This window comes from Paenibacillus sp. NRS-1782, from assembly GCF_050467685.1.
GTDB classification, from domain to species: Bacteria; Bacillota; Bacilli; order Paenibacillales; family Paenibacillaceae; genus Paenibacillus; species Paenibacillus terrae_A.
This window is the reverse complement of record NZ_JBITPH010000036.1, coordinates 22,234-35,503: the sequence shown is the minus strand read 5'-3', so window position 1 is coordinate 35,503 and position 13,270 is coordinate 22,234. Positions and strand designations below refer to the sequence as shown.

Genomic DNA, 13,270 nt, shown 5'->3' with positions numbered 1-13,270 from the left:
TTGTTTTATTTTTAGGCTGCCGGCTTCCTCTTGGAAAAACCTTGATTATACCAGTCAGCTGATACATTGTATTACTCGCCGCCCTTGGTTTTGGCAACGATCTCTTCAGCAATGCTCTTCGGAACTTCTTCATAATGAGAAAGCTCCATAGAGAAAACGCCGCGTCCTTGTGTACCGGAACGAAGTGTAGTCGAGTATCCGAACATTTCGGACAAAGGCACCTTCGCACGAATGATTTGAGCTCCACTACGGGAATCCATACCTTCAATCCGACCACGACGGGAGTTCAACATACCCATTACGTCACCCATGTATTCCTCAGGAGCCGTTACTTCAACTTTCATGATCGGCTCAAGCAATACCGGTTTACATTTGTCTTTCGCTGCTTTCAGCGCCATTGATCCGGCAATTTTAAACGCCATTTCATTGGAATCGACATCATGGTATGATCCGTCCACAATTGTAGCTTTAACGTCCACAAGCGGGAAGCCTGCGATAACGCCGTTTTTCATTTGTTCCTCAATACCAGCAAGAGCAGGAGCGATGTACTCTCTAGGAACAGAGCCGCCGACTACTTTACTTTCGAATTGGCTACCAGTACCTGGCTCAAGCGGTTCGAACTCAACCCATACGTGACCATACTGACCACGACCACCGGATTGACGAACGAATTTACCTTCAACACGTGCTGGAGCACGGAACGTTTCGCGGTAAGCAACCTGTGGTTTACCCACATTGGTTTCCACCTTAAACTCACGACGCATACGGTCAATGATGATATCAAGGTGAAGCTCGCCCATACCTGCCAAGATGGTTTGACCTGTTTCTTCGTCAGTATGAGCGCGAAGAGTTGGATCTTCTTCGGTCAATTTACCAAGGGCAACAGACATTTTATCTTGGTCAGCTTTGGTTTTAGGCTCAACTGCGATTTCGATAACCGGATCAGGGAAATTCATGGATTCGAGAATAACTGGATTCTTCTCATCACACAGTGTATCACCTGTACTTGTATCTTTCAAACCTACGGCTGCCGCAATATCACCGGAGTAGACTACAGTGATTTCTTGACGGCTGTTCGCATGCATTTGAAGAATACGTCCGATACGTTCGCGCTTGCCTTTTGTTGCATTCAATACGTATGAACCCGATTGAAGAACACCGGAGTATACGCGGAAGAATGTCAGCTTACCAACGTAAGGATCCGTCATGATTTTGAAGGCCAATGCGGAGAAAGGCTCTTCATCGGAAGAGTGACGTTCAACTTCCGTACCATCTTCCAGATGCCCTAGAATACTTGGCACGTCAGTAGGAGCTGGCAAGTAATCGAGAACAGCATCCAGCATCAGCTGAACACCTTTGTTACGGTAAGAAGATCCACAGATAACTGGGAAGATCTTAACTTCTACAACACCTTTACGGAGAGCGGCTTTAATTTCGGCAACCGAAATTTCTTCGCCTTCCAGGTATTTCATTGTCAAATCTTCGTCCAGTTCAGCAACCTTCTCAATCAATTCATTACGGAGTTCTTCAACTTTATCTTTGAATTCCGCAGGAATTTCAACTTCTTCGATATCTTGACCAAGATCATCTTTGTACATATGAGCTTTTTGTTCAACGATATCGATGATACCAGTAAAATCATTTTCTGCGCCGATTGGCAATTGAATCGCAACTGCGTTCGCTTGAAGGCGATCACGCATGTCAGAGACAACATTCAGGAAGTCGGCACCAATGATATCCATTTTGTTTACATATGCGATCCGTGGAACGCCGTAGCGATCAGCCTGTCTCCATACGGTTTCGGACTGAGGCTCAACGCCTTCTTTCGCACTGAAAACACCAACTGCTCCGTCCAATACACGAAGGGAACGTTCAACTTCAACAGTGAAGTCAACGTGCCCCGGGGTGTCGATGATATTGACGCGGTGACCTTTCCAGGCAGCGGTCGTCGCAGCGGAAGTAATCGTGATTCCGCGCTCTTGTTCTTGTTCCATCCAGTCCATTGTCGCAGCGCCTTCGTGAACTTCACCGATTTTGTGCGTACGTCCTGTGTAGAACAAGATCCGCTCTGTTGTTGTGGTTTTACCCGCGTCAATATGAGCCATGATCCCGATATTACGTGTATTCGTCAAGGAGAACTCTCTTGCCATGAAATGGGTCTCCCTTCAAAATTGAAGTTATTTTTTTGAGCTGAATCCTACCAACGATAGTGAGCAAACGCTTTGTTCGCTTCAGCCATTTTGTGTGTATCTTCGCGTTTCTTCACGGAAGCGCCTGTGTTGTTGGAAGCGTCAATAATTTCAGCTGCCAAACGCTCTTCCATCGTTTTCTCGCCGCGGTTACGGGAGTAGTTTACGAGCCAACGTAAACCCAGGGAAGTACGTCTTTCTGGTTTTACCTCGATTGGTACTTGGTAGTTGGCACCGCCGACACGGCGTGCTTTAACTTCCAGGACTGGCATGATATTCTTAATAGCTGCTTCAAAAACTTCCATCGGGTCATTCCCCGTACGTTCTTGGATAAGCTTGAACGCATTGTACAGAATGCTTTGAGCAACGCCTCGTTTTCCGTCGAGCATGATGCGGTTGATCAGGCGGGTAACCAACTTGCTGTTATATACCGGATCTGGCAACACGTCTCTTTTGGTAACTGGACCTTTGCGTGGCATGGATATCCCCCTTTCTTACATGTTAAACCGATTTATTCGGTTTATATTCATTAGGATTTTTTAGCTTTAGGGCGTTTTGCGCCGTATTTGGAACGAGCTTGCATGCGGTTGTTTACGCCTGCAGTATCCAAAGCACCGCGAACGATATGGTAACGTACACCTGGAAGATCTTTTACACGACCCCCGCGAATCAGCACTACGCTGTGTTCTTGCAGGTTATGTCCGATACCCGGAATGTAAGCAGTCACCTCTACACGGTTCGTCAAACGAACACGAGCATATTTACGAAGTGCGGAGTTTGGTTTTTTTGGAGTCATAGTACCTACACGAGTGCATACTCCGCGTTTTTGCGGGGCACTGATGTCGGTAGCTTCACGTTTCAAGGCGTTAAAACCTTTTTGCAAAGCCGGTGATTTCGATTTCTCGATTTTGGCTTGACGTCCTTTACGAACCAGTTGGTTAATAGTTGGCATTGTGGTTGCCACCCCCTTCCTCAATTTTTCCTGTTGCTTCACAAACCATTTCTAAGCCCACAGACCCAGGCGGTTCATAAAAGAACAAATGAAAAGTCTTTGCCGCCAAGAATTCATTCTCTCAGACAAAAACGTTCCTTACCCTATTGTTTTACGATAGCAGCCATAGCCGCTCCCACTTCAATCCCACATGCTGCCCCGAGATTTTTCATTGTATCTACAAGAGTCACCTTGACTCCTTGCTTGTTGCACAAAGCAATGATGTTGGAAGTGAGACGTGGATCTGCGTCTTCTGCCACATATACTTCAGAGGCGAAGCCCAATTCGACCATACGTATGGTTTGTTTGGTACCGATTTTGACATGAGCATCTTGCAGTCCCTGATCTTTAGACATATCTCATTCCTCCGAAAAGACACAATAGCATATAGGCTGCTCACGCACCTTTGCTATATTAGCATTGACTATAAGCAATGTCAAGAAAATTATCGACTATAGTCTACTTAACAAAGCTATACAATACATTTCAAGAAAAAAGCACCGGAACACCGTCTAATAGAGCATAATCTAAAAGCTCATCAGAGAAAGATGTTCCGGGCCCATCATGCCATTTGTTAACGTTATATTACTCGGCCGAAATCGGTTCGAGTTCTTCGGACGAGGATTGCTCCCCCTCCGGTTGGGCAAATTTCACACTGCGGTAACGGTTCATTCCTGTACCTGCAGGGATCAACTTACCAATAATAACGTTCTCTTTCAGACCAAGCAACTGATCGACTTTGCCTTTTATTGCTGCATCGGTCAGCACGCGTGTGGTCTCTTGAAAGGAAGCTGCTGACAAGAAGGAGTCAGTTTCCAGAGATGCCTTGGTGATACCAAGCAGAACCGGTTTGGCTACCGCTGGCTCTTGACCGCTGAGAATCGCTGTCTTGTTGGCATTTTCATACTCGTGCACATCAACAAAAGAGCCTGGAAGCAGTGTTGTATTCCCCGCATCAAGGATACGGATTTTACGCAACATTTGACGAATCATAACTTCCACGTGCTTATCATTGATTTCTACGCCCTGATTCCGGTATACACGTTGAACTTCCTGAAGGATATAGTTCTGTACCCCGCGAATACCTTTAATGCGCAGCATTTCTTTAGGGTCGATTGAACCGTCTGTCAGTTCATCCCCGGCTTCAACAGTCATGCCTTCGCTTACGCGCAGACGAGAACCATACGTAACCGAATAAGTTTTCGTTTCAGCTTCACCCTGAATGTCGATCTCACGGCGATCTTTGCCTTCACGAATTTCTTTAACTGTACCGTCAATTTCACTGATGGTTGCCTGACCTTTAGGATTACGCGCTTCGAAAAGCTCCTGAATACGCGGCAAACCTTGTGTAATATCGTCGCCCGCTACACCGCCAGTATGGAATGTACGCATTGTAAGCTGAGTTCCTGGTTCACCGATGGATTGTGCCGCGATAATACCAACTGCTTCACCAATCTCAACGTGTTTGCCAGTAGCCAGATTGCGACCGTAGCATTTCTTGCAGACGCCATGTTTGGCACGACAGCTCAGTACAGAACGAATTTGAACCTTTTGTACACCAGCTTTAACAATTGCTTCCGCTTTGTCGGAATCAATCAATTCGTTGCGGCCAGCCAAAATCTCACCAGTCTCCGGATGACGTACCGTTTCAAAGCAATAACGGCCTTCCAGACGGTCATACAGATCCTCAATAACTTCTTTACCATCCTGAATACGGCTTACTGTAAAGCCTTTGTCCGTTCCGCAATCTTCTTCACGCACGATAACATCCTGCGCCACATCGACAAGACGACGAGTCAGGTAACCTGAGTCAGCCGTACGTAGCGCTGTATCCGCCAAACCTTTACGCGCTCCGTGAGTGGAGATGAAGTACTCGAGTACTGTCAAACCTTCACGGAAGTTCGATTTAATTGGGAGTTCGATAATACGACCGGATGGATTCGCCATCAGACCACGCATACCGCCGAGCTGGGTAATCTGTGATTTGTTACCCCGCGCTTTGGAGTCTACCATCATCATGATGGAGTTATAGCGATCCATGGACTTCATCAGCACTTCGGTAATATCATCTTTCGCTTTGGACCAAATATCAATAATCCGGTCATAGCGTTCCTCGTTCGTAATCAAACCACGACGGTATTGATTCGTTACGACTTGCGCTTTGTCCTCAGAACCTTTAAGAATTCCTTGTTTTTCCACTGGCACGATAACGTCCGATACAGCAACAGTTACGCCTGAACGAGTAGAATACGTAAAACCAAGCTGTTTAATTTTATCCAAAATCACAGCTGTTTCTGTTGTATGGTAAGTTTCAAAGCAACGGGCAATAATGTTACCAAGGTAATCCTTACCTACCCCGTTAGCTTGCGGAGCATTTTGAATCGCATCTGTAAGATTTACACCCTTCTCGTAAACAAAGAATTCCTCCGCAGTACCATAAAGCAGGTTAGCACGGGTAGCATCATTGATGTACGGGAAGCTGGCCGGGAAAATTTCATTAAAGATAATTTTACCAACCGTGGTGATCAGCATCGCACCCTGTTGTTTTTCCGTAAAGCTCGTTTTATTCAAAGCTTTAACCGGAATAGCTACACGAGCATGAAGACCCGCTGTACCGCGTTGATAAGCCGATATAGCCTCGTTCATGTTACGAAGGATCATGTTGCTACCTTCTTCTTCTTTGTTATCCATAGTCAGATAGAAAGAACCAAGGACCATATCCTGGGAAGGAGTAACAACAGGTTTGCCGTCTTTCGGATTCAAAATGTTACCGGATGCCAGCATGAGCAAACGAGCTTCTGCTTGGGCTTCCGCAGACAATGGAACGTGAACCGCCATTTGGTCACCGTCAAAGTCGGCATTGTATGCCGTACATACGAGCGGATGCAAACGGATTGCACGACCTTCAACCAAAATCGGTTCAAACGCCTGAATACCGAGTCTATGCAGCGTAGGGGCACGGTTCAGAAGAACCGGATGCTCCCTGATTACTTCTTCGAGCACATCCCATACTTCTGCGCTCACACGCTCTACTTTACGTTTCGCACTCTTAATGTTGTGTGCAAGACCTTTGTTCACAAGTTCTTTCATAACAAAAGGTTTGAACAGTTCCAATGCCATTTCTTTCGGCAAACCACATTGATACATTTTCAAGTACGGACCTACCACGATAACGGAACGACCGGAGTAGTCAACACGTTTTCCGAGCAAGTTTTGACGGAAACGTCCTTGTTTACCTTTCAGCATGTGGCTGAGGGATTTCAATGGACGGTTACCCGGACCTGTAACAGGGCGGCCACGACGACCATTATCGATCAGGGCGTCAACAGCTTCCTGCAGCATACGTTTTTCATTTTGTACGATAATATCCGGAGCACCCAGATCTAGCAGGCGTTTCAGACGGTTGTTACGGTTAATAACACGGCGGTACAAGTCATTCAGGTCAGAGGTAGCAAAACGTCCACCATCCAGCTGTACCATCGGACGAAGCTCAGGAGGAATAACAGGCAGCACGTCCATGATCATCCAGTCCGGCTGGTTGCCGGAGTTACGGAACGCCTCAATCACTTCAAGACGCTTGATCGCACGGTTGCGGCGTTGACCTTGAGCTGTACGCAGCTCTTCTTTCAGAAATTCCAGTTCTTTGTCTATATCCAAATCTTGAAGGAGCTTCTTAACCGCTTCAGCACCCATACCTGCCTGGAATCCGTAGCCGTATTTTTCACGGTAGCTGCGGTATTCTTTCTCGGACAGGAGTTGCTTTTTCTCCAATGGCGTATCTCCTGGATCAGTTACAACATAAGATGCGAAGTAAATGATCTCTTCCAGAGATCTTGGAGACATATCAAGAGCAAGACCCATACGGCTCGGAATGCCTTTAAAGTACCAAATATGCGATACAGGGGCAGCCAGCTCGATGTGACCCATACGCTCACGACGAACCTTAGCGCGGGTAACCTCAACGCCACAACGGTCACAGACAACACCTTTATAGCGCACGCGCTTGTACTTACCGCAATGACATTCCCAGTCTTTCGTAGGTCCGAAAATTTTCTCGCAAAATAGTCCTTCTTTTTCCGGTTTAAGCGTACGATAGTTAATCGTCTCCGGTTTTTTGACTTCTCCGCGGGACCAAGAACGAATCTTTTCGGGGGAAGCAAGCCCGATTTTCATATATTCGAAATTGTTAACGTCCAACAAGGAGCAACCCTCCTTAACCAAATCCTGAGTTTTTAGGTTTGATACCGCCCGGCAGCACCGGGCGGTATCAAGAAGCTCGATCCATTCTGTAGAGAATGGATCGAGGCATATAACAAAGCTGATATGATTCAGTCAGCGACAGAGACTACTCTACGCTAACCTCAGAGCCTTCTAGATTCAAACTCAGCTTGTCGCTGGCTGTATCATCTTCATCATCAAGCTCTCTCATTTCGATCTCTTGTTCGTCTCCAGACAAAATCTTCACGTCCATACCCAAGCTTTGCAGCTCTTTGATCAAGACCTTGAAAGATTCAGGTACACCCGGTTCAGGTACATTTTCACCTTTGACGATGGATTCGTATGTTTTAACACGTCCAACCACATCATCAGATTTGACAGTCAAAATTTCCTGAAGCGTGTAAGCCGCACCGTAGGCTTCCAGTGCCCATACCTCCATCTCACCGAAGCGCTGACCACCAAATTGAGCTTTACCACCCAACGGCTGTTGCGTAACGAGAGAGTAAGGGCCCGTAGAACGAGCATGGATTTTATCGTCAACCATGTGCGCCAGTTTGATCATGTGCATGACACCGACAGTAACTTCACGTTCAAAACGATCACCTGTACGTCCGTCATACAATACCGTCTTACCATTGCGCTGCATACCTGCCTCTTCCATCGTATCGAACACGTCATACTCCTTGGCACCATCGAATACAGGCGTTGCCACATGAATACCAAGACGCATTGCAGCCATACCCAGATGAATTTCAAGCACCTGTCCGATGTTCATCCGTGAAGGTACACCCAACGGATTCAGAACGACCTGTACTGGTGTACCGTCCGGAAGGAACGGCATATCTTCTTCAGGCAAAATACGGGCAACGACACCCTTGTTACCGTGACGTCCGGCCATTTTATCGCCTTCGGAAATTTTACGTTTTTGAGCAATGTATACACGAACCAGTTGGTTTACGCCTGGTGGCAGTTCGTCGCCATTCTCACGTGTAAATACTTTGACGTCCACAACAATCCCGTCTGTTCCGTGAGGAACTCTCAAAGAAGTGTCGCGAACTTCGCGTGCCTTCTCACCAAAGATCGCATGCAAGAGGCGCTCTTCGGCTGTCAGCTCCGTTACACCCTTAGGTGTTACTTTACCAACGAGAATGTCACCTGCGCCGATTTCGGCACCAATGCGGATAATTCCACGCTCATCCAGATTACGGAGCGCTTCTTCACCGACATTCGGAATATCACGGGTGATTTCTTCTGGTCCAAGCTTCGTGTCGCGGGCTTCGGATTCGTATTCCTCAATATGAATGGAGGTGTATACATCTTCCTTAACCAGCTTCTCACTCAAAAGGATCGCATCCTCGTAGTTGTAACCTTCCCAAGTCATGAAGGCAACGACAACGTTACGTCCCAATGCCAGCTCGCCCATCTCTGTGGAAGGACCATCTGCGAGAATATCGCCAGCTTTCACCACATCGCCTCTATTGACGATCGGACGTTGGTTAATGCATGTTCCTTGGTTTGAACGCATAAATTTGTGCAATTTATACTTAACTATGTCGCCCTTCACTTCAGAACCATCTACTGTTTCGATGCGACGCAGCCAAATTTCGTTAGCTGAAGAACGTTCGATTACACCGTCGTATTTGGATACAATACATACCCCAGAATCTTTCGCAGCCTTATGTTCCATTCCTGTTCCGACCAAAGGAGACTTCGGAATCAACAAAGGAACGGCCTGCCGTTGCATATTGGAACCCATCAACGCACGGTTGGAGTCATCGTTCTCCAAGAACGGAATCAGTGCAGTTGCCACGGACACGACCTGTTTAGGCGATACGTCCATATAGTCAACACGGCTACTTGCCATTGGAATGATGTTATCAGACTGCTTATTGTAACGAACAATGACAACTTCTTCCTTAAAGGTGCTGTCCTCTGTCAGTTCCTCATTTGCCTGGGCTACGATGTAGTTATCTTCTTCATCAGCCGTCAGGTAATCAATTTGGTCTGTAATTTTTCCGGTTTTAGGATCTACCCAACGATAAGGAGCTTCGATAAATCCATACTCGTTGATACGTGCGAAGGTAGACAAGGAGTTGATCAAACCAATGTTTGGTCCCTCTGGTGTCTCAATAGGACACATACGGCCATAGTGACTCGGATGGACGTCACGTACTTCCATACCCGCGCGTTCGCGTGTCAAACCGCCGGGTCCGAGTGCGGACAAACGACGTTTGTGTGTTAATTCGGCAAGCGGATTCGTCTGATCCATAAACTGGGACAGCTGGGAGCTACCAAAGAATTCCTTAATCGAAGCAATTACTGGGCGTATGTTAATCAGCGCCTGCGGCGTAATTACATTAGCATCCTGAATCGACATTCTTTCGCGCACCACGCGTTCCATACGGGATAAACCGATACGGAACTGGTTCTGGAGCAATTCACCGACAGAACGCAAACGACGGTTGCCCAAATGGTCAATATCGTCCGTGCTTCCGATTCCGTGAAGTAAGTTAATAAAATAACTGATGGAGGAAATAATATCGGCAGGCGTAATGTTTTTAACCGATTTATCAATATTTCCGTTGGCAATCAGTTTTACAACTTTACCATCCTCAATCGGCGAGAATATGTCGATTGTTTGAAGAGGAATATCGTTGCTTTCCAGCACACCAGTAGCAACATGATACGTACGGTGTCCTACCGACTCCTCAAGCTGGGCCAAAATCTCGTCCAACAGGCGGCGATCCACCATTTGTCCTGCTTCAGCGATGATTTCACCGGTTGTCGTATCAATCAAAGTCTCAGCAAGTCGTTGATTGAACAGACGGTTTTTGATGTGAAGCTTTTTATTGATTTTGTAACGGCCTACGTTGGCCAGATCATAACGTTTTGGATCAAAGAAGCGTGCAACGAGCAAACTCTTTGCATTATCCAGTGTAGGTGGCTCACCCGGACGAAGACGCTCATAAATCTCAATCAGCGCTTTTTCCGTAGAGTCCGTGTTGTCTTTATCAAGAGTATTACGGATATATTCGTCATTGCCGAGCAAATCCAGAATCTCAGCATCAGTGCCAAAGCCAAGCGCACGCAGCAACACCGTAACCGGAATTTTACGGGTACGGTCAATCCGGACATAGATAATGTCCTTCGCATCCATCTCCAGTTCGAGCCAAGCCCCCCGGTTAGGAATTACCGTTGCGGTGTATGTTGTTTTCGCATTCTTGTCGACTTTTGTGCTGAAATAGACGCTGGGAGAGCGAACCAACTGGCTGACAATAACCCGTTCCGCACCGTTAATAATAAACGTACCCGTATCAGTCATCAGCGGGAAGTCTCCCATGAATACTTCCTGCTCTTTCACTTCCCCGGTCTCTTTATTAATAAGCCGGACTTTTACCCGAAGCGGTGCTGCATACGTAACGTCGCGTTCCTTTGCGTCGTCAACGGTATATTTGGGTTCTCCGAGAGAATAATCGATAAACTCCAAAATCAGATTTCCTGTAAAATCCTGAATTGGCGAAATATCCCGAAACATTTCACGCAATCCTTCCTCCAAAAACCAATCGTAGGATTTTTGCTGGATCTCAATCAGGTTCGGAACCTCGAGTACCTCGTTAATACGTGCATAACTGCGCCGAGTGCGTCGACCATATTGAACAAGATGTCCTGCCAACTTAAACTCACCCCTCATGTCTACTCACTTTAAAAATTCATTGCGAACCTTTGTTTGTGACCTTATAATAAGACACAGACAGAAGATTCAATCCACAAATACAGAAAAGCCCTTACTCGAATTCATTCGAAAAAAGAGCGACGTATCTGCAGAATCCTCTTACCGGAAGATCTTCATCACTTGTAGATTTGCCCAAAATGATTGTATTATACGTAATAGGTATAGATACTATCCCCTTCTACGCATAAACCTATTGACATTTCATCAAACTAAAGCCATGGAGGGCATCCTAATACTGACATTTTATAATAGTATCACAGACCAGGATTCAAGTCAATGGTCCTATTGCATTTTTCTAAAACTTTTTTCCGCCTTCAAAATACGGTAACCTTTATCCTTCGTAACTTCCTCCACACGTCCGAAAAGGCTCTCCATTTTAGCGCTTGCCGAAGGGGCACCCTGCTTTTTCTGAATAACCACCCACAAAGCTCCACCTTCATTTAGATGTTCATAAGCAAGCTCGAAAATGGTATGAACCGTTTCCTTACCCGCACGTATAGGTGGATTTGTTAGAATCACGTCAAAACGATCAGCTTTCACTTGCTCAAACAGATCACTTTGCTTTATGGTCACATTGGTAATCCCATTCCGTTCCGCATTCTCTATTGCCAGTTGAACGGCTCGCTCGTTAATATCTACCATTGTAACGTGACCATTCGGTACAAGCGTCGCTGCCGTCAAACCAATCGGTCCATAGCCGCACCCTACATCCAGCACCGAAGCCTGTGCAGGAAGTTGTATCGCCTCAATTAACACACGGCTACCGTAATCAATTCCCTGCTTGGAGAAAACACCTGAATCGCTGGCAAAATGGTATGTCCGCCCCCGCAGCACTGTTTCGAGGCTCCGCCGTTCATGCGCCGTTTCTGGCCGTTTGGAGTAATAATGATCAGACATTCATGACCACCTCCTTTGGTTGGTAATACCATCATAGCCTTCACTATCACGTTTCAGACATGCTTGTACTGCCGATTTACAGCAACAAACCCCTTGAAGATCACCTCAAGGGGTTTGTTTTAGTGCATTGTCTGCTAGATAGCAGTCAATTATTTCACTTCTACGGAAGCGCCCGCTTCTTCCAATTTTGCTTTCAAGGAATCAGCTTCTTCTTTCGCGATTTTTTCTTTCAGTGGTTTTGGAGCGTTGTCAACCAGTTCTTTTGCTTCTTTCAGGCCAAGACCTGTGATTTCGCGAACTGCTTTGATAACGTTGATTTTGGAAGCACCAGCGCTTGTCAAAATTACGTCGAACTCGGATTGCTCAGCTTCTGCTGCGCCACCTGCTGCGCCGCCTGCTACAGCTACTGGAGCTGCTGCAGTTACGCCGAATTCTTCTTCGATTGCTTTCACGAGATCGTTCAGTTCCAATACGGACATACCTTTAATCGCTTCCAAGATTTGTTCTTTACTCATGGTTGAACCTCCATTTAAATTCTTATTTTTTGTTTTAATCTGCTATACAACAGCTTTAATCCTTAACTTATGCGCTTTGCTCTTCTTTTTCTGCAACAGCTTTAACCGCAAGCGCGATGTTGCGCATAGGAGCTTGAAGCACGCTGAGGAGCATGGAAAGGAGACCTTCGCGGGATGGCAGTTCTGCCAGCGCTTTAATTTCCTCAACACCGATAACGCGACCTTCTACAACTGCACCTTTCAGTTCCAGCGCAGTATTTTTCTTAGCGAAATCATTCAAGATTTTAGCTGCAGACACTGCATCATCTTTACCGAACGCGATTGCAGTAGGACCTGTCAATACTGCGTCCAGTTCAGTCAATTCTGCTGCCGCAGTTGCACGACGGAGCAGCGTGTTCTTCAGCACTTGAAATTCGATTCCTGCTTCGCGAAGCTGCTTACGCAACTCAGTTACTTGGCCAACATTCAGACCGCGATAGTCAGCAACCACAGTCGTTACGCTCTCGCGCAATTTTGCAGCTACAACTTCAACAGCTTCTTGTTTTGCTTGAATCACTTTTGCATTTGCCAAACTGTACACCTCCTGATCAATTTATCCGCTCTGCTCGACCAACCTATCCGGTGGTCGTCCAAAGCTATCTTCATGAGCATGAAAAAAGCCTCCGTAGAGTACGAAGGCTTGATAAATCTACATGGACGGGACGAGCCCGTCACATGAAACGTTCTA

At 46.4% G+C, this 13,270-nt stretch carries 9 protein-coding genes and 1 other annotated feature (1 of these 10 cut by a window edge); all 9 genes read right to left on the bottom strand.

Features of this window, described 5'->3' with window-relative positions; genetic code table 11:
* Positions 1–71 precede the first annotated feature (71 nt).
* The 9 genes from fusA to rplJ all read right to left on the bottom strand — a co-directional run bounded on the left by fusA (position 72) and on the right by rplJ (position 13,114).
* The gene (fusA, locus tag ACIFQM_RS13425) at positions 72–2,150 is read right to left on the bottom strand and encodes an elongation factor G (protein ID WP_430038527.1); all 2,079 of its coding nucleotides are present in this window, start codon (positions 2,148–2,150) and stop codon (positions 72–74) included.
* 47 nt (positions 2,151–2,197) lie between these two features.
* Entirely contained in the window at positions 2,198–2,668 is a 471-nt protein-coding gene (gene rpsG / locus ACIFQM_RS13420) for a 30S ribosomal protein S7 (RefSeq protein WP_007432586.1), read from the bottom strand.
* 50 nt (positions 2,669–2,718) lie between these two features.
* A complete protein-coding gene (rpsL, locus tag ACIFQM_RS13415; RefSeq protein WP_007432587.1) occupies positions 2,719–3,141 on the bottom strand; it encodes a 30S ribosomal protein S12 in 423 nt (140 codons plus the stop codon).
* Between the two features lie 143 nt (positions 3,142–3,284).
* Positions 3,285–3,536: a ribosomal L7Ae/L30e/S12e/Gadd45 family protein gene (locus ACIFQM_RS13410; protein WP_430038526.1), complete on the bottom strand. Its 252-nt coding sequence runs from the start codon at positions 3,534–3,536 to the stop codon at positions 3,285–3,287.
* Positions 3,537–3,765: 229 nt separating this feature from the next.
* Positions 3,766–7,380, bottom strand: coding sequence for a DNA-directed RNA polymerase subunit beta' (gene rpoC / locus ACIFQM_RS13405; RefSeq protein WP_430038524.1), 3,615 nt, complete (start codon positions 7,378–7,380; stop codon positions 3,766–3,768).
* 145 nt (positions 7,381–7,525) lie between these two features.
* Positions 7,526–11,071, bottom strand: coding sequence for a DNA-directed RNA polymerase subunit beta (gene rpoB / locus ACIFQM_RS13400; RefSeq protein ID WP_430038522.1), 3,546 nt, complete (start codon positions 11,069–11,071; stop codon positions 7,526–7,528).
* Positions 11,072–11,413: 342 nt separating this feature from the next.
* Positions 11,414–12,028: a class I SAM-dependent methyltransferase gene (locus ACIFQM_RS13395; RefSeq protein ID WP_430038520.1), complete on the bottom strand. Its 615-nt coding sequence runs from the start codon at positions 12,026–12,028 to the stop codon at positions 11,414–11,416.
* A gap of 149 nt (positions 12,029–12,177) precedes the next feature.
* On the bottom strand, positions 12,178–12,543 hold the full coding sequence (rplL, locus tag ACIFQM_RS13390) for a 50S ribosomal protein L7/L12 (protein WP_025685943.1): 366 nt from the start codon (positions 12,541–12,543) through the stop codon (positions 12,178–12,180).
* A gap of 67 nt (positions 12,544–12,610) precedes the next feature.
* Positions 12,611–13,114: a 50S ribosomal protein L10 gene (gene rplJ, locus ACIFQM_RS13385; protein WP_430038518.1), complete on the bottom strand. Its 504-nt coding sequence runs from the start codon at positions 13,112–13,114 to the stop codon at positions 12,611–12,613.
* A gap of 72 nt (positions 13,115–13,186) precedes the next feature.
* Positions 13,187–13,270 (bottom strand) — a sequence feature (ribosomal protein L10 leader region); it runs 68 nt beyond the window's last position.

What these genes read in the sequence shown, in the direction of transcription:
- fusA (WP_430038527.1), bottom strand. Translation starts at nt 2,150, where the DNA reads ATGGCAAGAGAGTTCTCCTTGACGAATACACGTAATATCGGGATCATG.
- rpsG (WP_007432586.1), bottom strand. Translation starts at nt 2,668, where the DNA reads ATGCCACGCAAAGGTCCAGTTACCAAAAGAGACGTGTTGCCAGATCCG.
- rpsL (WP_007432587.1), bottom strand. Translation starts at nt 3,141, where the DNA reads ATGCCAACTATTAACCAACTGGTTCGTAAAGGACGTCAAGCCAAAATC.
- ACIFQM_RS13410 (WP_430038526.1), bottom strand. Translation starts at nt 3,536, where the DNA reads ATGTCTAAAGATCAGGGACTGCAAGATGCTCATGTCAAAATCGGTACC.
- ACIFQM_RS13395 (WP_430038520.1), bottom strand. Translation starts at nt 12,028, where the DNA reads ATGTCTGATCATTATTACTCCAAACGGCCAGAAACGGCGCATGAACGG.
- rplL (WP_025685943.1), bottom strand. Translation starts at nt 12,543, where the DNA reads ATGAGTAAAGAACAAATCTTGGAAGCGATTAAAGGTATGTCCGTATTG.